The 23713-nt window shown below is 69.0% G+C and carries 28 protein-coding genes and 1 pseudogene; 18 read left to right on the plus strand and 11 right to left on the minus strand.

Annotated features, from left to right (window positions below):
- Positions 1-303 precede the first annotated feature (303 nt).
- From PSQ21_RS33170 to PSQ21_RS33190, 5 genes are all read left to right on the plus strand, one after another.
- Positions 304-1278: a PstS family phosphate ABC transporter substrate-binding protein gene (locus PSQ21_RS33170; RefSeq protein WP_274035053.1), complete on the plus strand. Its 975-nt coding sequence runs from the start codon at positions 304-306 to the stop codon at positions 1276-1278.
- Positions 1278-2228 carry a phosphate ABC transporter permease subunit PstC gene (gene pstC, locus PSQ21_RS33175; protein WP_274035055.1) on the plus strand — a complete coding sequence of 317 codons (951 nt, stop codon included), beginning with the start codon at positions 1278-1280 and terminating at the stop codon, positions 2226-2228. Before PSQ21_RS33170 ends, pstC begins: the two co-directional genes overlap by 1 nt.
- Positions 2225-3133 (plus strand): phosphate ABC transporter permease PstA, encoded by a 909-nt coding sequence (gene pstA / locus PSQ21_RS33180; protein ID WP_274035057.1) that lies wholly within the window; start codon positions 2225-2227, stop codon positions 3131-3133. Before pstC ends, pstA begins: the two co-directional genes overlap by 4 nt.
- Positions 3134-3204: 71 nt before the next feature.
- Complete coding sequence (gene pstB / locus PSQ21_RS33185; RefSeq protein WP_274036063.1) at positions 3205-4053, plus strand: phosphate ABC transporter ATP-binding protein PstB; 849 nt, start codon at positions 3205-3207, stop codon at positions 4051-4053.
- A 48-nt stretch (positions 4054-4101) separates the two neighbouring features.
- The gene (locus PSQ21_RS33190) at positions 4102-4896 is read left to right on the plus strand and encodes a response regulator transcription factor (protein ID WP_274035059.1); all 795 of its coding nucleotides are present in this window, start codon (positions 4102-4104) and stop codon (positions 4894-4896) included.
- A 233-nt stretch (positions 4897-5129) separates the two neighbouring features.
- Here PSQ21_RS33190 and PSQ21_RS33195 read toward each other — a convergent pair whose 3' ends face one another.
- Positions 5130-5801 carry an arsenate-mycothiol transferase ArsC gene (locus PSQ21_RS33195; RefSeq protein ID WP_274035060.1) on the minus strand — a complete coding sequence of 224 codons (672 nt, stop codon included), beginning with the start codon at positions 5799-5801 and terminating at the stop codon, positions 5130-5132.
- Between the two features lie 152 nt (positions 5802-5953).
- Here PSQ21_RS33195 and PSQ21_RS33200 point away from each other — a divergent pair, with 152 nt between their 5' ends.
- On the plus strand, positions 5954-6325 hold the full coding sequence (locus PSQ21_RS33200) for an ArsR/SmtB family transcription factor (protein ID WP_073803343.1): 372 nt from the start codon (positions 5954-5956) through the stop codon (positions 6323-6325).
- 54 nt (positions 6326-6379) lie between these two features.
- On the opposite strand, the gene pstS is transcribed toward PSQ21_RS33200, so the two are convergent.
- The 3 genes from pstS to PSQ21_RS33215 form a co-directional block, all read right to left on the minus strand.
- Positions 6380-7447 (minus strand): phosphate ABC transporter substrate-binding protein PstS, encoded by a 1068-nt coding sequence (gene pstS, locus PSQ21_RS33205; protein ID WP_274035062.1) that lies wholly within the window; start codon positions 7445-7447, stop codon positions 6380-6382.
- Positions 7448-7756: 309 nt separating this feature from the next.
- Positions 7757-8740: a thioredoxin-disulfide reductase gene (trxB, locus tag PSQ21_RS33210; RefSeq protein ID WP_274035063.1), complete on the minus strand. Its 984-nt coding sequence runs from the start codon at positions 8738-8740 to the stop codon at positions 7757-7759.
- Positions 8737-9150 (minus strand): arsenate reductase ArsC, encoded by a 414-nt coding sequence (locus PSQ21_RS33215; protein ID WP_073803340.1) that lies wholly within the window; start codon positions 9148-9150, stop codon positions 8737-8739. Before PSQ21_RS33215 ends, trxB begins: the two co-directional genes overlap by 4 nt.
- Before the next feature lie 94 nt (positions 9151-9244).
- Between PSQ21_RS33215 and PSQ21_RS33220 the strand changes: the two genes are divergently transcribed.
- Genes PSQ21_RS33220 through PSQ21_RS33235 form a run of 4 tightly spaced genes read left to right on the plus strand, consistent with a single transcriptional unit; the run spans position 9245 to position 11944 of the window.
- Positions 9245-9553: an ArsR/SmtB family transcription factor gene (locus tag PSQ21_RS33220; RefSeq protein WP_073803339.1), complete on the plus strand. Its 309-nt coding sequence runs from the start codon at positions 9245-9247 to the stop codon at positions 9551-9553.
- Positions 9550-10662: an ACR3 family arsenite efflux transporter gene (arsB, locus tag PSQ21_RS33225; RefSeq protein WP_274035064.1), complete on the plus strand. Its 1113-nt coding sequence runs from the start codon at positions 9550-9552 to the stop codon at positions 10660-10662. Before PSQ21_RS33220 ends, arsB begins: the two co-directional genes overlap by 4 nt.
- Positions 10663-10667: 5 nt before the next feature.
- A complete protein-coding gene (locus PSQ21_RS33230; RefSeq protein WP_274035065.1) occupies positions 10668-10889 on the plus strand; it encodes a DUF2180 family protein in 222 nt (73 codons plus the stop codon).
- Positions 10886-11944 carry an ArsO family NAD(P)H-dependent flavin-containing monooxygenase gene (locus PSQ21_RS33235; protein ID WP_274035066.1) on the plus strand — a complete coding sequence of 353 codons (1059 nt, stop codon included), beginning with the start codon at positions 10886-10888 and terminating at the stop codon, positions 11942-11944. The genes PSQ21_RS33230 and PSQ21_RS33235 overlap by 4 nt, the downstream gene beginning before the upstream one ends.
- A gap of 8 nt (positions 11945-11952) precedes the next feature.
- Here PSQ21_RS33235 and PSQ21_RS33240 read toward each other — a convergent pair whose 3' ends face one another.
- Both PSQ21_RS33240 and PSQ21_RS33245 read right to left on the minus strand, forming a co-directional pair.
- Positions 11953-12696, minus strand: coding sequence for a TIGR02391 family protein (locus tag PSQ21_RS33240; protein WP_274035068.1), 744 nt, complete (start codon positions 12694-12696; stop codon positions 11953-11955).
- 130 nt (positions 12697-12826) lie between these two features.
- Entirely contained in the window at positions 12827-13231 is a 405-nt protein-coding gene (locus PSQ21_RS33245) for a heavy metal-responsive transcriptional regulator (protein ID WP_274035069.1), read from the minus strand.
- An 87-nt stretch (positions 13232-13318) separates the two neighbouring features.
- Here PSQ21_RS33245 and PSQ21_RS33250 point away from each other — a divergent pair, with 87 nt between their 5' ends.
- Positions 13319-14296: an alkylmercury lyase family protein gene (locus tag PSQ21_RS33250; protein WP_274035070.1), complete on the plus strand. Its 978-nt coding sequence runs from the start codon at positions 13319-13321 to the stop codon at positions 14294-14296.
- A gap of 89 nt (positions 14297-14385) precedes the next feature.
- Here the strand turns inward: PSQ21_RS33250 and PSQ21_RS33255 are convergent, their stop codons facing one another.
- Complete coding sequence (locus PSQ21_RS33255) at positions 14386-15435, minus strand: flavin-containing monooxygenase (protein ID WP_274035071.1); 1050 nt, start codon at positions 15433-15435, stop codon at positions 14386-14388.
- Between the two features lie 65 nt (positions 15436-15500).
- Here PSQ21_RS33255 and PSQ21_RS33260 point away from each other — a divergent pair, with 65 nt between their 5' ends.
- The gene (locus tag PSQ21_RS33260) at positions 15501-15827 is read left to right on the plus strand and encodes an ArsR/SmtB family transcription factor (protein ID WP_274035072.1); all 327 of its coding nucleotides are present in this window, start codon (positions 15501-15503) and stop codon (positions 15825-15827) included.
- A gap of 25 nt (positions 15828-15852) precedes the next feature.
- Here the strand turns inward: PSQ21_RS33260 and PSQ21_RS33265 are convergent, their stop codons facing one another.
- Complete coding sequence (locus tag PSQ21_RS33265) at positions 15853-16233, minus strand: ArsR/SmtB family transcription factor (RefSeq protein WP_274035073.1); 381 nt, start codon at positions 16231-16233, stop codon at positions 15853-15855.
- Positions 16234-16337: 104 nt separating this feature from the next.
- On the opposite strand from PSQ21_RS33265, the gene PSQ21_RS33270 reads away from it, so the two are divergent.
- Together PSQ21_RS33270 and PSQ21_RS33275 are read left to right on the plus strand one after the other, a co-directional pair.
- Positions 16338-17744 carry an NAD(P)-binding domain-containing protein gene (locus PSQ21_RS33270; protein WP_274035075.1) on the plus strand — a complete coding sequence of 469 codons (1407 nt, stop codon included), beginning with the start codon at positions 16338-16340 and terminating at the stop codon, positions 17742-17744.
- Positions 17741-18979: an MFS transporter gene (locus PSQ21_RS33275; protein WP_274035077.1), complete on the plus strand. Its 1239-nt coding sequence runs from the start codon at positions 17741-17743 to the stop codon at positions 18977-18979. Before PSQ21_RS33270 ends, PSQ21_RS33275 begins: the two co-directional genes overlap by 4 nt.
- Positions 18980-19450: 471 nt before the next feature.
- Here the strand turns inward: PSQ21_RS33275 and PSQ21_RS33280 are convergent, their stop codons facing one another.
- Positions 19451-19708, minus strand: a complete 258-nt coding sequence (locus PSQ21_RS33280) for a helix-turn-helix domain-containing protein (RefSeq protein ID WP_337961691.1) — start codon at positions 19706-19708, stop codon at positions 19451-19453.
- A 280-nt stretch (positions 19709-19988) separates the two neighbouring features.
- Between PSQ21_RS33280 and PSQ21_RS33285 the strand changes: the two are divergent.
- Positions 19989-20803: pseudogene (locus tag PSQ21_RS33285) on the plus strand (IS5 family transposase).
- On the opposite strand, the gene PSQ21_RS33290 reads toward PSQ21_RS33285, so the two are convergent.
- Positions 20795-21283 carry a DUF5959 family protein gene (locus PSQ21_RS33290; protein WP_274035078.1) on the minus strand — a complete coding sequence of 163 codons (489 nt, stop codon included), beginning with the start codon at positions 21281-21283 and terminating at the stop codon, positions 20795-20797. The pseudogene PSQ21_RS33285 and the gene PSQ21_RS33290 sit on opposite strands and share 9 nt — an antisense overlap.
- Positions 21284-21595: 312 nt before the next feature.
- Here PSQ21_RS33290 and panD point away from each other — a divergent pair, with 312 nt between their 5' ends.
- Positions 21596-22021, plus strand: a complete 426-nt coding sequence (gene panD, locus PSQ21_RS33295) for an aspartate 1-decarboxylase (protein WP_274035079.1) — start codon at positions 21596-21598, stop codon at positions 22019-22021.
- Between the two features lie 60 nt (positions 22022-22081).
- The gene (locus PSQ21_RS33300; protein WP_274035080.1) at positions 22082-22435 is read left to right on the plus strand and encodes a GNAT family N-acetyltransferase; all 354 of its coding nucleotides are present in this window, start codon (positions 22082-22084) and stop codon (positions 22433-22435) included.
- A 55-nt stretch (positions 22436-22490) separates the two neighbouring features.
- Here PSQ21_RS33300 and PSQ21_RS33305 read toward each other — a convergent pair whose 3' ends face one another.
- Positions 22491-23264 (minus strand): PIG-L family deacetylase, encoded by a 774-nt coding sequence (locus PSQ21_RS33305; protein ID WP_274035082.1) that lies wholly within the window; start codon positions 23262-23264, stop codon positions 22491-22493.
- 212 nt (positions 23265-23476) lie between these two features.
- Here PSQ21_RS33305 and PSQ21_RS33310 point away from each other — a divergent pair, with 212 nt between their 5' ends.
- Positions 23477-23689 (plus strand): hypothetical protein, encoded by a 213-nt coding sequence (locus tag PSQ21_RS33310; protein ID WP_073777767.1) that lies wholly within the window; start codon positions 23477-23479, stop codon positions 23687-23689.
- The last annotated feature ends 24 nt before the right edge of the window (positions 23690-23713 follow it).

Here is a 23713-nt window from a genome sequence, read left to right on the forward strand (position 1 = left end):
AGGTGAACGGGAGCCCAACTCTGCAGGGAAGGCGGAGCCGGAGGGGCCCTTGCGCCACGCCCGTGGCGCGCGTTTCGGTCAAGCGGCCGGGGCGACGAAGGCGAGACAGTGACCGGGAAATGGGCCCCGCACGTAAACATCATCATCCGTCTATAGAGATGACTAGCTATCGTTCATACCCGATGGGCCCCTCGTACACCCCGTGTTCATATAGCCAGACTTCGATGAAGGAGTCCGAACGGGGTGCGCTGCGCACCTGATGCAGACAGCCGGGTGTACCGGCAGACACGAGGGTCGAGAGTCGTGAACATTTCCACTTCGTTGCGCCGGGCCAAGGCTCCTTTGGCTCTGACGGCTGCTGTGATGCTGGCCGCGAGTGCGTGCGGCGGCGCCGATGCCGGCTCCGGTGGTGAGGGTGGCGACAAGCTGTCCGGGACCGTCAAGGTGGACGGGTCGAGCACGGTGGCCCCGCTGTCCACCGTGGCCGCCCAGCTCTTCCAGCAGGCGAACCCGGGCGTGAAGGTCACGGTCGGCACCTCCGGCACCGGCGGCGGCTTCGAGAAGTTCTGCGCCGGCGAGACCGACATCTCCAACGCCTCCCGGGAGATCAAGGACGAGGAGAAGGCGCTCTGCGAGAAGAAGGGCGTGAAGTTCGAGGAGTTCTCGGTCGCCAACGACGGCCTGTCGGTCGTGGTGAGCAAGGACAACGACTTCGTCGAGTGCCTGACTGTCGAGCAGCTCAAGAAGATCTGGGAGCCCGGCTCCAAGGTGAACAACTGGAACCAGGTCGACCCGAAGTTCCCGAACCAGAAGATGGAGCTGTTCGGCGCGGGCACCGACTCGGGCACCTTCGACTACTTCACCGACGCCATCAACGGTGAGGAGGGCGCCTCGCGCACCGACTACAACCCGAGCGAGGACGACAACGTCACCGTCCGCGGCGTGTCCGGCTCCAAGGGCGGCATCGGCTACTTCGGCCTGTCCTACTTCGAGGAGAACAAGGACAAGCTGAAGGCCCTCAAGATCGACGGCGGCAAGGGCTGCGTCGCCCCCGGCATCGAGACGGTACAGAACGGCACCTACACGCCGCTCGGACGGCAGCTGTTCATCTACCCGAAGGCGTCCTCCCTGGAGAAGCCCGAGGCCGAGGCGTTCGTCGAGTACTACGTCGAGAACAGTGCCGAGATCGCCGAGAAGGCGCAGTTCGTGCCGCTCAACGCCGAGCAGCAGAAGGAGCTGGAGAAGGACCTCGCGACTCTGCGGGAGCAGCACTCCTGATGAGTTCCACCCTCTCTTCACGGCGGGCCGCTTCAGGAAGCCCCGGCTTCCTGAAGCGGTCCCAGCCGCGCTACGGCGAGAAGGTCATCAAGGTCCTCCTGGTGGCCGCCTCCATGGTCTCGGTGCTGACCACGATCGGCATCGTCATCGCCCTGATCCCCCCGGCCGGCGAGTTCTTCTCCAAGGTCGACTTCGGTGAGTTCCTCACCGGAACGAACTGGGCGCCCCTGTTCAAGCCCGCCTCCTTCGGCGTTCTGCCGCTGGTCGGCGGCACCCTGATGGTCACGTTTATCGCTCTGCTGGTGGCTGTTCCGCTGGGCCTGGGTGCGGCGGTGTACCTGAGCGAGTACGCGAACAAGCGCGTGCGGAAGATCTTCAAGCCGCTGCTTGAGGTTCTCGCGGGTATCCCCACGGTCGTGTACGGCTTCTTTGCGCTGAAGGCCATCACCCCGGTCCTGCAGAGCATCTGGCCCGCCGGTGACGGGCCGCAGATCTTCAACGCGCTCGCCGCGGGCTTCGTCATGGGCATCATGATCATCCCGACGATCGCGTCGCTCGCCGAGGACTCGATGAGCGCGGTGCCCCGTGCGCTGCGCGACGGCGCGTTCGCCCTCGGCTCCTCCCGCATGCAGGTCTCCACCCGCGTGGTGTTCCCCGCCGCGCTGTCCGGCATCGTCGCCGCCGTCGTCCTCGGTATCTCCCGGGCGCTGGGCGAGACGATGATCGTGGCCATCGCGGCAGGCGGACAGCCGAACCTGTCCTTCAACCCGCTCGAAGGCATGCAGACGATGACCGCGTTCATCGCCGCAGCCGGCATCGGCGACCTGCCCACCGGCTCGACCGGCTACCAGACCATCTTCGCCGTGGGTGCCCTGCTGTTCGTGATGACGCTGGTGATGAACCTGCTGAGCATCCGTCTGGTGCGCAAGTACCGCGAGGTGTACGAATGAGTTCCAAAGTCATCGACCGCGATGCAGCCCTCCACGACGACGCTCCCCGGCTCAAGGGCAAGGGGACACCCCTACGCGAGCGGTTCTTCCACCTGAGCCTGTTGCTCTCGCTCGCCGTCGCCGTCGTCTTCCTCGCCTCGCTGCTCGCCTACGTGCTCAGCGAGGGCTGGTCACGGCTGGACCCGCGGCTGTGGATGAACTTCCCCGACTACATCGACCCGACGCAGGGCGGAGCCCAGTCGGCGATCATGGGCACGGTCTGGGTCATCGGCTTCACCGCCGTCTACTGCCTCCCGACCGGCATCCTCACCGCCATCTACCTGGAGGAGTACGCCGACCCGGACAAGTGGTGGAACCGCGCGATCGAGATCAACATCCAGAACCTGGCCGCCGTACCCTCGATCGTCTACGGCATCCTCGGCCTCGGCATCATCTCCCGCGGCCTCGGTTTCGGACAGACCGTGCTGACCGCGTCCCTGACTCTGTCCCTGCTGGTCCTGCCGGTGGTGATCATCTCCTCCCGGGAGGCGATCCGCGCGGTCCCGCAGTCCATCCGCCAGGCGTCGCTTGCCCTGGGGGCCACGCAGTGGCAGACCATCTGGCGCCAGGTCCTGCCCGCGGCCGTCCCCGGCATGGCCACCGGGTCGATCCTGGCTCTGTCCCGCGCCATCGGCGAGGCGGCCCCGCTCTTGCTGCTCGGCGGTCTGACGTTCATCACGTTCAACCCAAGTGGCGTGCAGAGCCAGTTCACCGTCCTGCCGATCCAGATCTTCAACTGGATCAGCCAGTCCCGTTCGGAGTTCGTGTCGCTCGCCTCCGCCGCCATCGTGATCCTGCTGGCGATCCTGCTGGCGATGAACTCCGTGGCGATCTGGCTCCGCAACCGCTACTCCCGCACCTGGTGACCGCCATGACCTCCACACCCTCCGCGACCCGACACCTCGACCCCGCCGCCGACTCTCCGCAGGAGACCGCCATGACCCCTCCCTCCGACGCCACCGGCGGCACGAGGATTCCGCAGGTCGCCTTCCGCAGCGCCCCGTCGCTGGCCAGCCCCGTCTTCGAGGTCGGCAGCCTGTCCGTCTTCTACGGCGACCACGAGGCCGTACGCGACGTCAACATGACCATCGGACACCGGCAGATCACCGCGATGATCGGCCCCTCCGGCTGCGGCAAGTCCACCGTGCTGCGCTGCTTCAACCGCATGAACGACCTCGTCCCCAGCGCCCGCGTGGCCGGCAAGGTCCACTACCACAACGAGGACCTGTACGGTCGGGACGTCGACCCGATCGAGGTCCGCCGCAGGATCGGCATGGTCTTCCAGAAGCCGAACCCGTTCCCCAAGTCGATCTACGACAACATCGCCTACGGCCCCCGCGTCGGCGGGTTCCAGGGCAACCTGGACGACCTCGTCGAGGAGACCCTCACCCACGCGGCCCTCTGGGACGAGGTCAAGGACAAGCTCAAGACCTCCGCGCTCGCCCTCTCCGGCGGTCAGCAGCAGCGACTGTGCATCGCCCGCACCATCGCGGTCAAGCCCGAGGTGATCCTCATGGACGAGCCCTGCTCGGCCCTCGACCCGATCGCCACCGCCAAGATCGAAGACCTCATGACGCACCTCGCCCGTGAGTTCACGATCATCGTCGTCACCCACAACATGCAGCAGGCCGCCCGCGTCTCCGACCGCACGGCCTTCTTCACCGCCGACGTCGACGACGCGGGAGTCCGCCACGGACGCCTCGTCGAGTACGACGAGACGGAACGCATCTTCTCCAACCCCTCCGACCAGCGCACCGAGGACTACATCTCGGGCCGCTTCGGCTGATCCCGAAGCCAAGCTGCTCTTTGCGCCGCCACGTAAAGGAGTACCCGGGTGACCCCCGACGCACGACGACCACCGGAGACCACCGCACGGGTGTCTCCGGACGGCCCGGACGACAGCAGGACCCCGGCCCTGCTGATGGCCGAGCCCGACGGGGAGCTGGCTGAGCAGGCCATGGCACGCTTCTCGGCCGCCGGCGTGAGCGTGATCGCCTGCCACGACGGCGCCGAGGCCCTGCTCCAGGTCGGAGCACAGCACCCCGGCGCCGTACTGCTCGGCGCACCGCTTCCGGTGGTGAACGCTGTACAGGTCACCCGCCTGATCAACCGGCTCAGTCCCGTGCCCGTCATCGTCGGCGCCGGTCCGGACGGGACCGAGGAGGCGACCGCCGCCCTCACCGCGGGCGCCGTGGCCTTCGTGGCACGGCCCTACCGGATCGAAGAGATACTCCCGCTCCTGACGGCGGGACTCACACCGGACGACAGGACGGCCTCAACGCTGGTCGTCGGTGACATCGAGCTTGATCCGGTCGGGTTTCACGTCTACGTACGAGGACGCTCGCTCCAGTTGCCGGTACGTGAATTCATGCTGCTGCGCTACCTCATGGAGAACGTCAACCGGCTCGTCTCCCGGCCAGAGCTGACCCAGGTCCTGTGGGGCACGAAGAGCCTGGACAGCAACACCCTCACCGTCCACGTCCGCCGCGTACGGCAACGCCTGCGGGAGGGTGCGGGAAGCTGCTGCACCATCGACGCGATCCGCGGCATGGGCTACCGCCTGGAATGCAGGCCCTCCGATTCCGTGCAGCCACCGCTCTCCTCCTCCCGACCGGCTGCCCCGGCTTAGCCGGCCACCCACCGTTCTCTCTCCACCTCGCCGACGTCGCCCCGCTGATGCGGCGCGTCGGCTTGGACTCCGGCCGGCGGGCTGCTTGGCGGTGCCCCGCCGGCCGGTTCACATCCTGCGAACTCCGAGGTGGCGATTCGCTTGGGTCGTTCGGTCGAGCGCTAACCGGAGGGCGCCCCGGGCACTGGCGAAGCGCCGGTTTCCCGCCAGGCAGGCCCGTCGCATGCGGCAGCTCAAGCAGAGGACGGGGACGGCGCGTTCAGCTCTGCGAACAAGCGGTCGATGCGTGCCTGCAGACTGTTCCGCACGGCCCGTGCGCTTTCGATGTCGAGGCCCCGGAGGTCCGGCAGGTCCCAGTTGAAATAGCGGCGGCCAGGTCGTACGGGACAGGCGTCGGCGCAGCCGAGCGTGATCACCAGGTCCGCCGCGTCGACGACCTCGATGGTGAGCGGCTTGGGAAAGTCCTCTCCGGTGTCGAGCCCCTGCTCCGCCAGTAGCTGGACCACGACGGGCGAGATGCCAGCTGCGGGGCCCGATCCTGCGGTCATGACCAGGACCGAGCCGAGCGCGCGCCGGCGCAGCAGCGCGCCGGCCAGCTGAGAGCGCCCGGCGTTCTCCGTGCAGACGAAGAGCACCGCAGGCGGGGATTCACCCGACAGCCCCCGGGCGCGGGCGAGGCCGCGCAGCCGCTCGTCGGCGAACCGCTCCACGAGGACCGGAAGGTGCTGGACGGCACGAGCCCGGTCGGCGAGGAGAGTGGCGCACTCGTCCACGTAGCGGGCAACGGTGGCCTGCGAGAAGGCATGGCGGTGACGCAGGGCGAGCCGGGCGGTGATCCGCGCGAGTACCGCGCTGGCGCTCCGTAGGGGCGGGGTGGCCCGGCCGAGTGGTGGCTGCTCATCCATGACTGCGCCCCTTCCCGAAGCCGACCTCCAACTATAGGTACACATCTATATCTGAGTGGATCGATACGGAAGAGGGTGAACGATAAGTGAATTCAAAGTGGCAACCGTCACAGGCGCCCTGGGAGCGGCCTTCGGGCCCATATGGTGAATAGATGTCCATCACTGCCTACGAGGCGACGAAGACGGTCGTGGACGATGAACCGGCCACATGCGTGTCACAGCTGTCCTGCCTGCTCATCGACCGCGAAGAGGCCGAGCGCATGGCCGGGGCCCTGAAGGCCATTGCCGACCCCACACGACTGCAGATACTGCGCCTGATCGAACGCTCTCCCGCCCGCGAGGCGTGCGTGTGCGACCTGACCGACTGCCTCGGCCTGCGCCAGCCCACCGTGAGCCACCATCTGAAGGTCATGACGGACGCCGGGATCCTCACGCGGGAGCGGCGCGGAACGTGGGCCTGGTTCTCCGTCGACCCCGAAGGGCTTCGTCGGATCCGGGACATTCTGGAGCCGACGACCGGCTGACAGCCACCCGCCCCGGCCGCCTCGCAGTGTCGGTTCCCTACGGCCGGCCGCAAATCAGGACAGCGTGCTCACCACGTGCCGCACCCGCGAGGCCACCTTCTCCGGCAGTGGGGCGTAGTGGATGCGCGCCAGCCCTGCCTGAACCTCCTCACTCGCGGTGTAGGTCAGGAAGGACTTCAGCGCGGGCAGCACGCCGGCCGGAGTGCCATCGGCGCACACGATTTCGTAGGTGACCAGCACGATCGGATACGCGCCGGGAGCCCTGGTGCGGTAATCGAACTCCAACGTCAAGTCCTGGCCACTGCCGGCGACCTTGGCGGCGGCGATGCCGGCGGACGCGCTCTGCGCGGAGACCGCGACCGGGTCCGGGGCGCCCGTGTCCAGCTTCACGGTGGGCACGCCCTTGGCCTTGGCGAAGGACAGCTCGAAGTAGCCGATCGAGCCGTTCTGGCTGCTCACGGTCGAGACGACTCCGTCGGAACCGGGCGCTGCATGGCCGCCCCTGGCCTGCCATGCCTTCACCTTCTCGTACGGCCACTCCTCCAGTGCCGCATCCGCCAGGTAGGCGTTGAAGTTCTGCGTGGTGCCCGAGTTGTCGGAGCGGTGTACGGCGCTGATCTCGATCTCGGGTAGCTGTGCGCCGGGGTTGAGGCGCTGGATCTCGGGGTCGTTCCACATCGTGATCCGTGAGTCGAAGATCCGAGCGACGGTCGACGCGTCGAGGACGAGGCTGTCCACGCCGTCGACGTTGTAGCCGATGGCGACGGGGCCGGCGACCATCGGCAGGTCGATCGCCCTACTCCCGGGGCACGCGCGGCGGGAGAACTCGACATCCTCTTCCGACAGCGGGGTGTCGCTGCCGCCGAAATGCGTGGCTCCGCGAAGGAACTGGGCCACTCCACCGCCGGAGCCGATGGGGCTGTAGCGCAACTGCACCCCGGGGCAAGCGCTCTGGTATTCCTGCAGCCAGTGCTTCATCGCGTTCTGCTGGGCGGTCGAGCCCGAGCCCGCCACCTTGCCCTCGTCGGCGCAGGCGATGTGGCTCGGCCGTGAGGGGGACGGGGCGGCTTCACCCCCGCCGCCCCGTCCGCAGGCCGAAAGGAGCAAGGTGCCAGCTGCCACTGCCGCGGCGCCTTTCAGTGGAATGCGTCGATTCGACCGTCGATGATGCACCAGTGTTTCCTTCCAGATGGCCAGCCAACTGGATAGATGCTCGCCGATGTAAACGCCATGGAGGCGACGCACCGACGAACATCGGCTGACGGAACACGACTGGATGGATGACCTGCGCGTGACATACGCGCGCCGCGACGAAGGCCCCGCGCAGCGCCTCGACTCGGCAGGACGCAGCATAAGGTCAGCCTCGCGCCCTTCATCACCGCGAGGGAGACTCTCCCGAGGATCGCGGTCGGACTCGTTCCGCCGGATCGCTCAGACGGCCGCCGGCGTCTTTTCGGGCTCCGCGACCGCTTTGGTGTCGGTGAGGGCCGCGAGGTAGCGTTCGGCGTCCAGGGCTGCCGCGCAGCCGGAGCCCGCGGCGGTGATCGCCTGGCGGTAGGTGTGGTCGACCACGTCTCCCGCACCGAACACGCCGGGGATGTTCGTGCGGGTCGAGGGGGCCTCGACCTTCAGATAGCCCTCGTCGTCCAAGTCCAGCTGGCCCGCAAAGAGCTCCGTGCGCGGGTCGTGGCCGATCGCGACGAACAGGCCGGTGGCATCGAGGTCGCGCGTCCGGCCACTGAACGTGTCGCGCAGGACGAGACCGGACAGCGCGCCGCCCTCCTCCTTGATCTCCGCGATCTCACTGTCGAAAGCGAAGGAGATCTTGTCGTCGGCAAACGCGCGGCTCTGCATGACCTGGGAGGCCCGAAGCGCGCTCCGGCGGTGGACGACCGTGACGGAACGGGCGAACCGGGTGAGGAAGGTGGCCTCCTCCATCGCGGTGTCGCCGCCGCCGACGACTACGATGTCGCGGTCCCGGAAGAAGAACCCGTCACAGGTCGCGCAGTAGGAGACACCGCGGCCCGACAGTTCGTCCTCGCGCTCCAGGTTCAGCTTGCGGTGCTGCGATCCGGTGGTCACGATCACGGCGCGGGCCCGGTGAACTGCTCCGCTGCTGTCGGTGACCGTCTTGATGTCGCCCGTGAGGTCGACGGCGACGATGTCGTCCGGGACCAGTTCGGCTCCGAACCGCTCCGCCTGGGCCCGCATGTTGTCCATGAGGTCCGGGCCGACGATGCCCTCGCGGAATCCGGGGAAGTTCTCGACCTCGGTGGTGTTCATCAGCGCGCCGCCCGCGGTCACGGAGCCTTCGAAGACCAGCGGCTGGAGGTCGGCCCGCGCCGTGTAGAGCGCAGCCGTGTATCCGGCGGGCCCGGAGCCGATGACGATGACGTTGCGGATGTCGGCGCTCATGACGCGACCTCGGGTGCGATCTCCTTGATGAGGCCCTCGACCATCACCTTGATCTCGTCGCGGATCGGGCGCACGGCGGCCACGCCCTGGCCGGCCGGGTCTTCGAGCTTCCAGTCCAGGTAGCGCTTGCCGGGGAAGACGGGGCAGGTGTCGCCGCAGCCCATGGTGATGCAGACGTCGGACTCCTTGACGGCGTCCACGGTCAGGATCTTCGGGGTCTCGGCGGAGATGTCGATACCGACCTCGGCCATCGCCTCGACGGCAGCGGGGTTTACCGCGTCGCCGGGGTTCGATCCCGCAGAGCGGACCTCGACGCGGTCCCCTGCCAGGTGGGTCAGCCAGGCAGCGGCCATCTGGGAACGGCCCGCGTTGTGAACGCAGACGAACAGGACGGAGGGCTTTTCGGCCATCGGGAGAACTCTCTCTCGTCTCGTAAAAAAATCAGGAGCTACTGACATCAGCCCCTAGTGGCATCAGCATCCACTGATGTGAGAGTATCAGTCCATGATGACTTCAGTCGACACTGACGTGATTCGGGTTCTGGGTGATCCGCTGCGCATGCAGGTGGTCACCCTGCTGGCCCGGGAGACGCTCTGTATGTCGCACCTGGTCGAGGAGACCGGTGCCAAGCAGACGAATCTGTCCAACCACATGAAGGTCCTGCGCGAGGCGGGACTGGTGGAGACCGAGCCGTGCGGCAGGTTCACCTACTTCAAGCTGCGCCCCGAGGTCCTGGCCTCGGTGTCCGCACAGTTCGCCGAGCTCGCCGAATCCGCCCGTACCGCGATCGAGAACAAGAGGGCCTGCCCGTGACCTCCACCGAACCGACCACCCGGGCCCCGCAGGCCGGCGGTGACGACTCGATCGTCAAGAAGCTCTCCACCCTCGACCGCTACCTCGCGGTGTGGATCCTGCTCGCCATGGCCGTCGGCCTGAGCCTGGGCCGCCTCATCCCGGGCATGAACGACGCGCTCGCGAAGATCGAGGTCGGCGGGATCTCCCTGCCGATCGCCATCGGGCTGCTGGTCATGATGTACCCGGTGCTGGCCAAGGTCCGCTACGACCGGCTCGACACGGTCACCGGCGACCGCAAGCTGATGGTCTCCTCGCTCGTCATCAACTGGATCATCGGCCCCGCGGTCATGTTCGCCCTGGCCTGGATCTTCCTGCCGGACCTGCCCGAATACCGCACCGGCCTGATCATCGTGGGCCTCGCCCGCTGCATCGCCATGGTCATCATCTGGAACGACCTCGCCTGCGGCGACCGCGAGGCCGCCGCCGTCCTTGTCGCCCTCAACTCCGTCTTCCAGGTCCTGGTCTTCGGCGTGCTGGGCTGGTTCTACCTCGACCTGCTGCCCCAGTGGCTCGGCCTCGGTGACGGACAGGGACTGGACGTCCCCGTCTGGCACATCGCCCTGAACGTCGTCGTCTTCCTCGGAGTGCCCCTGCTCGCCGGGTTCCTCACCCGCCGCATCGGCGAGAAGAAGATGGGCCGCGAATCCTACGAGGAGAGGTTCCTGCCGAAGATCGGCCCCTGGGCTCTCTACGGCCTGCTGTTCACGATCATCATCCTGTTCGCCCTGCAGGGAAAGACGATCACCTCGCAGCCGCTGGACGTCGTACGCATCGCCCTGCCGCTTCTCGTCTACTTCGCGATCATGTTCTTCGGGAGCTTCCTCCTCGGGAAGAGCCTCGGACTCGCTTACGACCGCACGAGCACTCTCGCCTTCACCGCCGCCGGCAACAACTTCGAGCTCGCCATCGCGGTCGCCATCGCGACGTTCGGCGTCACCTCCGGCCAGGCGCTGTCGGGCGTCGTCGGTCCGCTGATCGAGGTACCCGTCCTCATCGGCCTCGTCTACGTCGCGCTCGCCTGGCGAAAGAAGTTCGCCCCCGACGCCATCACCACACCCGGAAGGTAGAGCTGATGCACTGTCTGGAATGCCACACTGAAGGAAGGGACAGTCACGCCGTCGGCGTATGCCACAACTGTGGAGCCGCCGTCTGCGCCCACCACGCCCGCATGGCGACTCGCAGCGTCCGCCACGGCAGTCTCATCGGCACCCCCGGAGAACACCAGGAGCGCACCCTGCTGTGCCCGGTCTGCGCCGAAGCCCACGCCCCGGCCGCAGCGGCAAACACCCGGTGACCAGCACCGATGTCGTGGTGATCGGCGGCGGGCAGGCAGGGCTCGCCGCCGGCTACCACCTGCGCCGCCAGAACCTCGACTTCGTGATCCTCGACGCCCAGACCACGGCGGGGGGCGCCTGGCAGCACACCTGGGACTCCCTGCACCTGTTCTCCCCGGCAGCCTTCTCCTCGCTGCCGGGGCGGCTCATGCCCGCCCAGCCCGGCCAGGAATACCCCGACGCCGCCCACGTGATCGACTATCTGAGCGACTACGAGCAGCGCTACAGCCTTCCCCTTCAACGCCCGGTCATGGTCCGCGCGGTCCACCGCGACGGGACACGGCTGCGGGTGGACACGGACGCAGGGCACTGGTCGGCGCGGGCGATCGTCTCGGCGACCGGCACCTGGTGGCGCCCCTTCCTGCCCACCGTCCCCGGCCAGGAGACGTTCACCGGGCGTCAGCTGCACACCACCGGCTACCGGCGGCCCTCCGACTTCGCCGGGCAGCACGTCATCGTCGTCGGCGGTGGCAACTCCGGCGCACAGATCGCCGCCGACCTCACCACCCACAAGGACGTGGGCCTGACCTGGGTCACCCAGCGCCCGCCCCGGTTCCTCGCGGACGACATCGACGGCCGCGCCCTGTTCGACGCCGCGACCGCTCGGCGCCGCGCCCTGGACGAAGGGCTCACCGACACCGGCGGCGTCGCCTCACTGGGCGACATCGTCGCCGTCCCGCCGGTCCGCGCAGCACGGGACGCCGGCCTGCTCAAAGCCCAGCCGATGTTCACCGCCCTCACCGAGGACGGTGTGCAGTGGGCGGACGGAACACGTGCCCAGGCTGCAACGGTGATCTGGTGCACCGGCTTCCGCCCCGCCCTCTCCCACCTCGCCCCGCTGGGCCTGCGGAGCCGACGCGGCGACATCGCCACCCACGGAACCCGGGCCGCCGACGAACCGCGCCTGCACCTTCTCGGCTACGGCGACTGGACCGGACCCGCCTCGGCCACACTGATCGGCGTGGGCCGACCGGCCCGCGCAGCCGTCCGCGAGATCACCGCTCTGTTGGGCTGACGGCTTGCTTAGGCGTTGACGACGGTTGCGCTTTCCACCCAGCGCGCCAGGACGCTGAAGGCCGCGAGTTGCTCCAGGGCCTCGTGCTCCGGCAGCTCCGGCAGCCCGTCCTCGTGGCTGTTGGGGTTCCGGATGCCCGCGAAACAGCCCTCGGCGAAGGACATCGCGCCGCGGTGCACACTGCGGAAGGTGTCGCTGTTGTCGTCCGCCATCAGACGAAGGCGAGGCTGACCGGGCTTTGCCGCGTCCTTGGAGAACACGCTCTGGAACAGGGCGGTTTCGCTTACGTCGCGTCGGGAGACCTTGTTCTGGGTCTCGGCGTTGACCTTCCGGGCTGCGGCGGTGACCGCTTCACGGAAGTGCTCGCTGCGCCAGAGGGACCTGGCCCCGTCCCACACCCACCGGTGCATTGCCGCCGCGCTGAGCTGGGGCGCATCGTCCCCGAGCCGCTCACGCACCTCCGCGTCCCGCAAAAGGACGGCATCGGCGCGCTGCACGGCTTCGCGGTGCTGGCACCAGCGGTTGACGCGCTTGTTGCGGTCGTCGGGCACCTCCGTGCGCCACCGAGGCAGGACCCGGTCCAGGATCTGCTCCACAACCTGGGCGCTGGCCACGATTTCCCGTTCCCCGCCGCGGTTGGACAGGTGGCTGCTGACCGTGAACACGCCAGGCGGGTCGGGTGGAGAGTACAGCTCGGTCAGCTTCAGGAAGCTGGCGAGTTCGGCGCGAGCCCAGGCGATATCAATACCCATCGGAGCATCATCCCCGCAGCCACTGACATGGCACACCCTCTACCGACGGCATCGTGGCTTACCCATGGCCTGGGTGCCGACGGCAGCCGCTTGCCCGGCCACGCACGGGAACCGCTGCTGGTAGGAGGGCTTATGTCGGTGATGGCTTGAGGATCGTGCAGATGTCGTCTGCGCCGCAGGCGGCGGGGTCGGCGGTTGCTGCGCGGGCGGCGAGGCCGCGAAGTGCTGCGCGGGTGGCGGCGAGCTCGGCCATACGTCGGTCGATGTCGTCCAGGTGTTCGTGGATGAGGTCGGTGACGTGGGTGCACGGTGCTTGACCGTCGTCGCGCAGGGCGAGGATCGAGCGGATCTCGGCGAGGGTGAGGCCGGCCCGCTGGGCGTCCCGGATGAACGTGAGTCGGTTCACCGTGTGATCGGGGTAGTCCCGGTAGCCGCCCGAGGTGCGGGGCGGTGCGGGCAGCAGCCCGCTGTCCTCGTAGAAGCGGAGGGTCTTGGTCGTCAGCCCTGTGTGGGCGGCGAGCTCGCCGATGCGCATGTCTCCAGGCTAGCCCTTGACCTTCCAGCACACTGGAAGGTCTACCTTCGGGCCAGACGACGGACGAGGTCCCGGAAGGACAGACGGATGCACATCACGGTGCTGACGGTGGCGGATTGTCCGAACGCGCGGCCCGCGCTGGAGCGGGTGACCGCCGCGCTGGACGGACGGCAGGCCCAGGTGGAGCTGGTCGAGGTTGCCGATGAGCGCGATGCCGCCCGGCTGGGCATGTCCGGGTCGCCGACGATCCTGATCGACGGCACCGACCCCTTCGCGCAGCCCGGGGCCGCACCGAGCATCTCGTGCCGCCTCTACAGGGACGCGGCCGGCACCGTGTCGGGTGTACCCGACGAGTCCGCCCTTCGGCGGGCACTCGCCGGGGCGGCCCCGCAAGCCCGTGATGCGGGGACCCTGGACTGCTGCCCCCCGCAGCCGCTGGACGTGGTGGGCCGGGGCGGCCGCGGGCGCCGTGCGCCCGCCGAGAACGGCCTGCGCGCGGTGCACCAGCGGATCCTGCGCCATTTCGCCGCCACGGGAGCCGCTCCCGACGCGCAGACGCTTCAGCCGTTGGCGGCCGTGGCCGGGAGGACCGCTGCGGAGGTGCTGACCGAGCTGGCCGACGAGGACTTCCTCACCCTGGACGAGACCGGGAACATCCGCGCCGCCTACCCGTTCTCCGCCGTACCCACCCGCCACAGGGTCCGTCTCGACAGCGGGGTGGAGGTCTGGTCGATGTGCGCCATCGACGCCCTGGGCATCCCTGCCATGCTGGGACAGGACGGCGTGATCTCCTCCGCCGACCCGGTCACCGGCGACCCCATCACCGTCACTTCGACCACTGGCAGAGTGCGGTGGGATCCGCCCACAGCTGTGGTCTTCGTCGGGCAGCGCCCCGGAGGCGGGCCCGCCGCCTCAGCCTGCTGCGACGCGCTGAACTTCTTCACCGACACCGAGAACGCCCGCACGTGGACAAGCCAGCACCCCGAGGTCCCCGGACGGATAGTCGACCAGCCGACCGCCGAGCACATCGGCCGGCAGACGTTCGGCTTCCTGCTGGCCCCTTAAGAGCCCCGCGGCATTCGTCGTAAGGATGCTGAACCCCGGCTACCGCACCTCCAACCGGAGAATCGAGTCCGAGGAACAGCACTCCAGCGTCAGCGGCGCGCCGCTGACAGGCGGTCAAGGAGCCATGCTGCGTCTCGGCCCACTCCGCGCAGGGTCTTCGAGGAGAAGCTCCGCTGGAACTCCATGCCGACGAAGCCGAGCCCCTTCACCGCGGTGGACAAGCCGCCGCGGTGAACGGGCGCTCCCTCCGCGTCGAGGGCTCCCGAGCCGGTCAGGTAGCCGAACACGGGCCGGTAGCCGGTGGCGAAGACGACCGCGTCGACGTCCTCCTTGGTCCCGTCGGCCCACAGGACCCCGTCGCTGGTGAACCGGCTGAACATGTCGCGGCGGTCGACGCCGTGCCGGTCGAGCGTGGCGCGGTAGTGGCCGTCGTCGATCACGGAGACGGGGACCTTCGCGAGCAGGCGGCGGATCGGTGCGATGTCGAGCCGGGTGTGCTTGAGCCACCAGTGCAGATCCCGGCCCAGCGGCTTCTGCGGTGTCCAGCCGACCGGGCGGCGGGTGGCGAGGGTGGTGTCGGCGACCGGGCCGAGTTCGGCGGCGATCTGGATCGCGGAGTTTCCTCCGCCGACCACGATCACCCGCTGCCCGGCAAACGGGCCGGGGCTGCGGTAGTCGGCGGCGTGCAGGACACGGCCGCCGAACCCCGCAGGGTCAGGGGACTTGGGGAGGAACGGTGTGCCGTAGTCGCCGGTCGCGGCGATCACCGCATGGGCGGTGAACTCCCGACCCTCCTCGGACCGCACCCTCCACACGCCATCCTGGCGCATCACGGAGGCGACGGACGTGGAGGTGCGGATCGAGGCGGGCAGGCGCTCGGCGTAGGCGCGCAGGTAGTCCACGACTTCGTCGCGGCGCGGGTAGCGGTCCGGGTCGCCGGGGAACCGCATGCCGGGCAGGGAGGAGTACCGGGCGGGGGAGAAGAGGGTGAGGCTGTCGTAGTAGCGCGGCCAGGCACCACCGGGCTCTTCGGCGCTCTCCAGGACCAGCACGCGGGCGAAGCCGTGGCGCGCGGCGAGGGCGGCTGTGGCGAGACCGGACTGTCCGGCGCCGATGACGATGAGATCAGCGTGTTCCATGAGAACGTGGACCTTTCACAATGAGTCGTTGTTTCGGGAAGTGACGAAATGTTGGGTGTGGGGCGTTGACGGAGAACAGAGATGAGGGGGCCGTGCTCGATCCGGCGACGGCCGATTTCCTCAAGGCGCTGGCGAGCGAGACCCGCCAGCGGGTGATGTTCCAGTTCGCCGGGGGTGCCGAGCTGACGGTCGGTGAGGTCGCGGAACGGTGCGGACTGAAGGCGTCGACCGCCTCGGAGCACTTGAGCCTGCTGCGCCGGGGAGGGCTGGTCGTCGCCCGCAAGGAGGGCAGGCAGGTGTTCTACCGTGCCGACGGCGCGGCCATGGCCGAGCGGCTCACCTCGCTCCAGGGGTACCTGGCGGTCTGTTGTCCGCCCGGAACCGGCTGCTGACGCCGGACGGGGTGAGGGCCGGAGGTCAGGTTCGGGCGGCGGCCGGGCGCAGGTCGAGCATGGCGGACATGGCGGCGACGACGGAGGGCGCGACCTGGTAGTAGACCCAGGTCCCGCGCCGCTCCGAAGTCAGGAGGCCGGCCTCGCGGAGCTTCTTGAGGTGGTGGGAGACGGTCGGCTGGGAGACGCCGACGTCCTGGATGTCGCACACGCACGCTTCTCCTCCCGGATGCGAGGCGACCTTGGAGAACAGGCGCAGGCGCACCGGGTCGGAGAGCGCCTTGAACATTGCGGCCATCCGCTCCGCGTCGGGCACGGACAGCTCCCCGGCGGTGATGGGCGGGCAGCACGGTGCGACCGCTTCCGGGTCCAGGACCGGCAGCTCGACAACCTCAGACTTCGACATGTGTCTATGTTGACACTCGTCGATGCGAGTGGCAAGCTCCGAACATAGACAGCAATCGAAACAGCGGCCTGATCTGCCGCCTCTCCATGGAGGACATCACCGCCATGACCACCACCACCGAGGGCCTGCCGGTCGTCGTGATCGGCGCGGGCCCGGCCGGCCTCGCCGCCGCCGCCCACCTCACCGAGCGCGGCCTCCTCCCGCTCGTCCTGGAAGCCGGCCCCGCCGCCGCGAGCGCCGTCCGGGAATGGGCGCACGTACGCCTCTTCTCCACCTGGAGTGAGCTCGTCGACCCGGCCGCCGAAAAGCTGCTGGCCCCCACCGGCTGGACCCACCCCGACCCGGCCACCTATCCCTCCGGCGGGGACTGGACCGAGCAGTACCTGCAGCCGCTCGCCGACGCGCTCGGCGACCGCGTCCGCCTCGGCGCCCGGGTCACCGGCGTCTCCCGCACCGGCCGCGACCGGATCGTCGACGCCGACCGCGACCAGCAGCCCTTCGTCGTCCACATCACCCACGCGGACGGCCGCGAGGAGCGGGTCTTCGCCCGCGCCGTCATCGACGCCTCCGGCACCTGGACCACCCCGAGCCCGGCCGGCGCATCCGGCCTGCCCGCCCTCGGCGAGAAGGCCGCCGCCGACCGCATCACCTACCGCGTCCCCGACCTCAAGGACCCGGCCGTCCGCGCCCGCTACGCGGGGCGCCGCACCGCCGTCATCGGCTCCGGGGCCTCCGCCTTCACCGCCCTCGCCTCCCTCGCCGACCTCGCCATGTCCGACGACGGTGCAGGCACGAAGGGGGTCTGGGTCCTGCGCCGGGGCATCTCCGGCTCCACCTTCGGCGGCGGCAGCGCTGACCAGCTTCCCGCCCGGGGCGCCCTCGGCCTCGCGGCGAAGGCCGCCGTCGACCAGGGACACGCGGAAGCGGTCACCGGATTCCGCACCGAAGCGATCGAACGCGACACCGACGGCCGCCTGGTCCTGGTGGGCGAAGACGGACGCCGCCTGGACCCGGTCGACGAAGTCATCGTGCTGACCGGCCTCCGCCCCGACCTCGGCTTCCTCGACGAGCTCCGCCTCGGCCTCGACGAACGGCTCCAGGCCCCCACCGAGCTCGCCCCGCTGATCGACCCCAACCAGCACTCCTGCGGCACCGTCTACCCGCACGGCCACCGCGAGCTCTCCCACCCGGAGAAGGGCGTGTTCCTGGTCGGCATGAAGTCCTACGGCCGCGCCCCGACCTTCCTCGCCATGACCGGCTACGAGCAGGTCCGCTCCGTCGCCGCCGTCCTCGCCGGCGACCTCGAAGCCGCCGACCGCGTCGAACTCACCCTCCCCGAAACCGGAGTCTGCGGCGGGGCCGGACTCTTCGACGACCCGGCCGCCGCACCGGCCGACGCCGGAGGCTGCTGCACGACGCCCGAACCTGCCCTGATCCAGGTCGGCGCCGGAGCACTGGCCACTGCCGCAACGGTGGACGAAGCACCGGCGGGCGGCTGCTGCGGCTCGTGACCGACCTCAACGCCTCCGAGCGCGGGGCCGTGACCGGAACGGGGGTCCGGTCACGGCCCCGCGCCGCGCTGCCCGCGCTGTGCGCCACACAGATCACCAGCTGGGGCATCGTCTACTACGCGTTCCCGGTCCTGAACCCGCAGATCACGGCTGCGACCGGCTGGCCCGCCGGGGTGACCGCCGCCGCGTTCTCCGCGGCCCTGCTGGTCTCCGCCGTGGCCGGGATCCGCGTCGGCCGGATCATCGACCGCCACGGCCCGCGCACCGTCATGACCACGGGCTCGGTCATCGGCGTTCTGAGCATCCTCATTGTTGCGCTTGCGCCCAACCTGCCTGTCTTCATCGTCGGCTGGCTGCTCGCCGGCCTCGCGATGGCCAGCACCTTCTACCAGCCTGCCTTCGCCGCCCTGACCCGCTGGTGGGCACCCGACCATGTCCGCGCGCTGACCATCGTCACCCTTGCAGGCGGCCTTGCCTCCACCGTCTTCGCCCCGCTCACCGCCGCACTCGCCGACCACCTGTCCTGGCGTGCCACCTACGTGGTCCTCGCCCTCATCCTCGCCGCGGTGACCATTCCCGCCCACGCTCTCGCGCTCAAGGCGCCCTGGCCCGAGCCTTCGATCTCCACCACGCTCCACCCCGCCGGCGGTACGGACCAGGTCGCCCGTACCCGGCCCTTCTGGATGCTCGCCGTCACCCTCACGCTGTCCGCGTTCACCGTCTCCGCCGCTGTCATCGCCCTCGTACCCCTCATGACCGAACGCGGTTACACCAGCACTGAAGCAGCTTGGGCACTCGGACTCGGCGGAGCTGGACAGACTCTCGGCCGCACCCTCTACGCCACCCTTGCCCGCCGCACCAGCCCCACCACCCGCACCATCGCGCTCGTGGCGCTCGGTGCCGTCACCACTGCGGCCCTCGCCCTCACTCCGGGACCGTACGCGCTACTCGTCGCCCTCTCGGTCGTAGCGGGCACGGTCCGTGGCAACCTCACCCTTCTCCAAGCCACTGCCATCACCGATCGCTGGGGTACCACCCACTACGGCCGCCTCTCCGGGCTCCTCGCCGCGCCCACCACCACGGCCGCCGCCATCGCCCCCTTCGCCGGAGCCGTCGTCGCCGCACCGCTCGGAGGCTATCCCCAGCTCTTCGTTGCGCTCGCCGCAGTCTCAGCAGCCGCCTGCATCACCGCCTTCAAGACATCACCCACCAAGGTCGCGAGCAGCCAAAGCTGAACACGACGCAGCTTGAGCACCTGTTCACTGCCTGCACTGCAGACCTGGGGGTGTAGTGCAGGCACTGGGTGTGACGGTGGGGGGCCAGGGCGCCGCCAGGAGCGAGGGTCGGCAGGGACATTTCAGGGACTTTCACGTCTGTCCCAGGGAGTTTTCAGGGATTTTCCGCCGCGTAAGCGGGGAAGGCCCTGGCAGCGCTGAAAGATGGAAACGCGCTGCTCAGAGCCTATTTGCCTAGCACTCGATGATGTTCACCGCGAGCCCGCCCCGCGCCGTCTCCTTGTACTTGACGTGCATGGGCACGGGCGTCTTAACCCAGGTAGTGGGGTCCTCCCGGCAGGCTTGGTCGCTTCCTCCCCGGGTGAGGTGAACTCTCATACGCGTAAGTCGACTTCGATGCATGCGTGCGAAGAGTGTCTGGCGTGGAGATCATTGGAGGGGTGTTGGCGAGCGCTGAGTAAGGCGAAGACGTTAATAGATTTTCTGCTGCTCCAGCCATTTGAAGACCTCGGCCCTTTTGTAAAGCACCTTGGCGTTCCTGCCTCGGCCGAGTTTGTAGCCCTTCAAGCCCAATTTAGACGCCTCCCTGTAGACCCAGCTCGTGGACATGCTGAGCATCGTGGCGACTTCGGCAGTGTCTATGAGGACAGGCTCCACAGACTGGTGCCTGCGCGATCGGCCGATGTCGGTGCGGCCTTCATCGGGGTGTGGCTGCGGTCCCACGGGCACATGGCTCCTTGAGGCTGGTTCGAGATCGATCGCTGTACCGGGTCGCGTTCAGGGCCAGCCGGATCTCGAAGGTTCATGGCGCCCGCTCCGTGCTGCTCCGAAGAGTCGGGCGGGTCGTGGCCATAGTCGTGGGAATCGGCGGCTTGGCTGCACCGGGATTCGCTGCTAGGTTGCCGCGCCGCATTGAGCTTCCGTGCGCTCGCGACGCCCTTAGAACTCCTAGCGAAATGATCTTCGAGGTGGTTGGATCACTCCGGGACCGTTGAACCGGGGGTGCGGGGTGGCTCGGCCGAAGCCATGGGATGTCGATGACGAACTGTGGGCGGTGGTTGAACCGCTGCTTCCCAAGGTCGAGCGACGGATGCGGCATCCAGGGCGGAAGAGGCATCCGGACCGGCTGGTCTTCCAGGGCATCCTGTTCGTACTGCACACCGGGATTGCCTGGGAACACCTGCCGCAGGAACTCGGCTTCGGCTCGGGCATGACCTGCTGGCGCCGCCTGGCCGAGAGGACCGAGGCTGGCGTGTGGCCCCAGCTGCACCATGTGCTCTTGGCGAAGCTACGCGGCGCAAACGCCTTGGACTTCTCCCGGGCGGCGGTCGACGGCTCCCACGTCCGGGCGCTAAAAGGGGGCCCAAGGCGGGACGAAGCCCTGTTGACCGGGGCAGAACCGGCAGCAAGCACCACCTGATCACCGACGCCACCGGCACCCCGCTCGCCACCACCCCGACCGGCGGCAACCGCAACGAGGTCACCCAGCTGATCCCGCTCCTCGAAGCCGTTCCACCGGTGCGCGGCAAGCGCGGCCGGCCCAGGCGCCGCCCGGACCTCGTGCTCGGTGACCGCGGCTACGACCACGACAAGTACCGCCGCCTTGTCTGGGCACTCGGCGTGAAGCCAGCGATAGCCCGCCGCGGCACCGAGCACGGATCCGGCCTGGGCGCCCAACGCTGGGTCGTAGAGCACGCCTTCGCCCACCTGCACTGCTTCCGCCGCATGCGCATCCGCTGAGAGATCCGCGACGACATCCACAAAGCCTTCCCGACCCTCGGATGCGTACTCATCTGCTGGCGGCGACTTGTCGCCCTACCCTGACAGCATCGGAACCCAGTGATCCATCACCTGGCGCAGACGCCGGCGATGGTCAGCAACCCAGTCGTCCGGCGGGACGAGCGGGACCCGCACGGTGACCATGGACCAGGACTCGTCCTCCACGACCACCTCCGGGCAGTCACGCTCGCCCGTGAGCTGGATGAAGATGGACGGCCCGCTGCTCATCTCCATCCAGGCCACGTCTTCCCCGGCGTCGAGCCGGTCCAGTGCGTCGGCCCAGCTCTCCAGCCTCGCAACGTACAACGCCAGGTCAATACGACCGGACACGAAAGGAGTCTTGACGACAATCTCCGCGTCGAGCCCGGCGGTCCATCCGGGACTACGCCCCAGAACGTTGACCGAGACGCTGTTGTCCTCGTCATCAGCGAGTGAGATGAGCTCCCTCGGGGGCCTGTCGCCCATAGCTGCCCTTTCGTCGGCGAGTACCGAGCGATCCTCACCCGACCCGAGGACATCCCTCATCTCATTTTGCTAGGAGTTCTTATAGGGGCGTGGAGGCAGGCAACCACTGTCGGCTCGTCGAGGTGATGGTGATCACTGATACCCGCAGGGGAGAGCTGCGTAGGCTTGCGGAGTCGTTCCGGTGGAGTTCGGGAGAGTGAGTGGGCCCTCTCGACGTCACCTGACGAAGCGTCAGGAAAGTCAGCAAGTGGTCAGCATGAGTCCTGAAAAACCTGGGGAACGCTGCCTGAACATGCGACTCGTTATAGGGTGAGGAAACAGCCCTTGACCTGCAAATACGCAGGCAGGGAGCCTACGTCCAGGAGTACCTCGATGATACGTACAATATTCAAGTCCAAGATCCACCGGGCCACCGTCACCCAAGCCGACCTACACTACGTCGGTTCCGTGACGATCGACGCCGCCCTGATGGAGGCCGCCGACCTGCTGCCCGGTGAGCTGGTCCATATCGTTGACATCGACAACGGCGCCCGGCTGGAGACGTACGTCATCGAGGGTGAGCGCGGCTCCGGTGTCATCGGGATCAACGGCGCGGCCGCACACCTCGTGCACCCCGGTGACCTGGTCATCCTGATCAGCTATGCGCAGGTCGATGACGCGGAGGCCCGTGCCCTCGTGCCGAGGGTCGTGCACGTGGACGCGGACAACCGGATCGTGGCGCTCGGCGCCGATCCCTCGGAGCCGGTTCCCGGGACCCGTACGGAGCGGAGCCCGCAGGCCGTCGTCGCGAACGGCTGAGGTCCCCGTCCGCGCGCTGGACGAGCGACGGCCACGTCCACGTACGAGAGAGCGGGAGTCATGACCGACAAGGCAGCTGTGGAGATCAGGGACGACCGGGAGAACGGCAGTCTCGTGGCGTACAGGGACGGCGAGCCGGCCGGCACCATCGCGTACTTCGCCATGGACCCGGCCCCCGGTGCCCTGGTGGCCGTGCACACCGTCGTCCGGCCCGAACACGAGGGCAAGGGCATCGCGGGGGCGCTCGTCCGGGAGTTCTTCGCCATGGCCGCCCGCGAGGGAGTTCCCGTCGTCCCGTTGTGCCCGTACGCGGCGCAGTGGGCGCGGCGTCACCCCGACGAGGCGCCCGATGTGCCGGCCGAGCTCGTCCAGGAGGCGGAGCGGCAGCTCAGGGGCCACCCCGAGCTGTTCTGACCTCACACGGGATCCCACCGGCCCGGCCCGTCCTCACGCCGGGCCCGGGAGCACCTCACGCGCTCAGCCCCGTGGCGGACCCGCCCCGGGGCGGCGTGAGGTCCCGGCGGATGTACCACTCGGTGCTCAGCACCTCACGCTGGACCGCCGGAGGCAGAGCGGCGATCCGGCCGGGCGCGGCGCCTCTCTCCACCTCGCTGCGGTGCGCGAGGATCGCGGCCAGCTTTCTCGGAAGCCAGGGGCCGACGTCCACGGTCGCGGTGATCCACGCGTCCTCCGAGCAGTACAGCACGTCGGCCGGGGTTCCCGGCCGGGCCAGCCGCCCGCCGACCGGAACGGCCGCCGAGCGGGGGTGCGTGGCGAGGTACAGGGCGCTCGGCTGCCAGGGATCACCGGAACCCGGACAGCAGCGGGGGAGGGCGGCGGCCCGGACCGCCAGCGCGGTGATCCGGTGGGCGTGGACATGGTCGGGGTGGCCGGTCATGCCTCCGTAGGCGTCCGCCGTGATCACGATCTCCGGCCGGAAATCACGGATGTGGCCGACCACGGCCTCCACGGCCTCCTCCAGCGGAGCGTCGAGGAACCGGGGCCGGCCGGGGGCCGACTCCGGCACGCGGGCGTCCGCGTAGCCGAGCAGCCGTGGGGCGCCCGTGCCCAGGGCATCGAGGGCATCGGCGAGTTCGGCGGCCCTGTGCGTGCCCTCCGCCCAGGTCGCCGTGACCACCGCGGTCCGGGCACCGGCGGCCGCGTGCTGGGCGAGGACTCCTCCGCAGAACAGGGACTCGTCGTCCGGATGGGCGTGAACGGCGAGAACGCTCGGCAGGGACACAGGGGGCGCCTTTCGCCTCGACGGTACCGGTCGCGGAGCCGTACGGGTCCGGGCACCTCGCCGGAGTCTGCCCCTCGGAAAGACCCGGCACGCGTCGCCCCGCGCTCCTGTCGCCGCGCGCACGTGTGGACTCGGCAGGCGCGGGCAGCCGCTCCGGGAGACGGTGGAGGAATGCTCCATCTGTCCCTGTCATGCCGTTGTGGAGGATCGCGATGACCCACCCGTACCCCGACCCCGTACCGCCCTCGCCGACGCCTCCGCCCGTACCGGGCCCGCCCACTCCGGTGCCGAGCCCGCCGCCCGTACCGCCGGGCCCCGGGCCGGTGCCGCCCGGGCCCGCGCCGGACCCGATCCCGCAGCCGCCCGCGCCGGGCCCGGACCCCGTACCGGACCCGGAGCCCGAGCCGCAGCCCGCCGGGACCTGACCGGCGGGCCGGGTCCGGTTCAGG

The organism is Streptomyces sp. MMBL 11-1, from assembly GCF_028622875.1.
GTDB lineage: Bacteria > Actinomycetota > Actinomycetes > Streptomycetales > Streptomycetaceae > Streptomyces.

Excerpts from the sequence above, each read along its gene's own strand:
- PSQ21_RS33245 (WP_274035069.1), bottom strand. The coding sequence starts at position 13,231 with ATGCGCATCGGCGAGCTCGCCGCCCACACAGGGCTGACGACCAAGACC.
- pstC (WP_274035055.1), top strand. The coding sequence starts at position 1,278 with ATGAGTTCCACCCTCTCTTCACGGCGGGCCGCTTCAGGAAGCCCCGGC.
- trxB (WP_274035063.1), bottom strand. The coding sequence starts at position 8,740 with ATGAGCGCCGACATCCGCAACGTCATCGTCATCGGCTCCGGGCCCGCC.
- PSQ21_RS33230 (WP_274035065.1), top strand. The coding sequence starts at position 10,668 with ATGCACTGTCTGGAATGCCACACTGAAGGAAGGGACAGTCACGCCGTC.
- PSQ21_RS33220 (WP_073803339.1), top strand. The coding sequence starts at position 9,245 with ATGATGACTTCAGTCGACACTGACGTGATTCGGGTTCTGGGTGATCCG.
- panD (WP_274035079.1), top strand. The coding sequence starts at position 21,596 with ATGATACGTACAATATTCAAGTCCAAGATCCACCGGGCCACCGTCACC.
- PSQ21_RS33300 (WP_274035080.1), top strand. The coding sequence starts at position 22,082 with ATGACCGACAAGGCAGCTGTGGAGATCAGGGACGACCGGGAGAACGGC.
- PSQ21_RS33255 (WP_274035071.1), bottom strand. The coding sequence starts at position 15,435 with ATGGAACACGCTGATCTCATCGTCATCGGCGCCGGACAGTCCGGTCTC.
- PSQ21_RS33270 (WP_274035075.1), top strand. The coding sequence starts at position 16,338 with ATGACCACCACCACCGAGGGCCTGCCGGTCGTCGTGATCGGCGCGGGC.
- PSQ21_RS33310 (WP_073777767.1), top strand. The coding sequence starts at position 23,477 with ATGACCCACCCGTACCCCGACCCCGTACCGCCCTCGCCGACGCCTCCG.
- PSQ21_RS33240 (WP_274035068.1), bottom strand. The coding sequence starts at position 12,696 with ATGGGTATTGATATCGCCTGGGCTCGCGCCGAACTCGCCAGCTTCCTG.
- pstB (WP_274036063.1), top strand. The coding sequence starts at position 3,205 with ATGACCCCTCCCTCCGACGCCACCGGCGGCACGAGGATTCCGCAGGTC.
- PSQ21_RS33200 (WP_073803343.1), top strand. The coding sequence starts at position 5,954 with ATGTCCATCACTGCCTACGAGGCGACGAAGACGGTCGTGGACGATGAA.
- PSQ21_RS33265 (WP_274035073.1), bottom strand. The coding sequence starts at position 16,233 with ATGTCGAAGTCTGAGGTTGTCGAGCTGCCGGTCCTGGACCCGGAAGCG.
- PSQ21_RS33195 (WP_274035060.1), bottom strand. The coding sequence starts at position 5,801 with ATGGATGAGCAGCCACCACTCGGCCGGGCCACCCCGCCCCTACGGAGC.
- PSQ21_RS33215 (WP_073803340.1), bottom strand. The coding sequence starts at position 9,150 with ATGGCCGAAAAGCCCTCCGTCCTGTTCGTCTGCGTTCACAACGCGGGC.
- PSQ21_RS33290 (WP_274035078.1), bottom strand. The coding sequence starts at position 21,283 with ATGAGGGATGTCCTCGGGTCGGGTGAGGATCGCTCGGTACTCGCCGAC.
- pstA (WP_274035057.1), top strand. The coding sequence starts at position 2,225 with ATGAGTTCCAAAGTCATCGACCGCGATGCAGCCCTCCACGACGACGCT.
- PSQ21_RS33250 (WP_274035070.1), top strand. The coding sequence starts at position 13,319 with ATGCACATCACGGTGCTGACGGTGGCGGATTGTCCGAACGCGCGGCCC.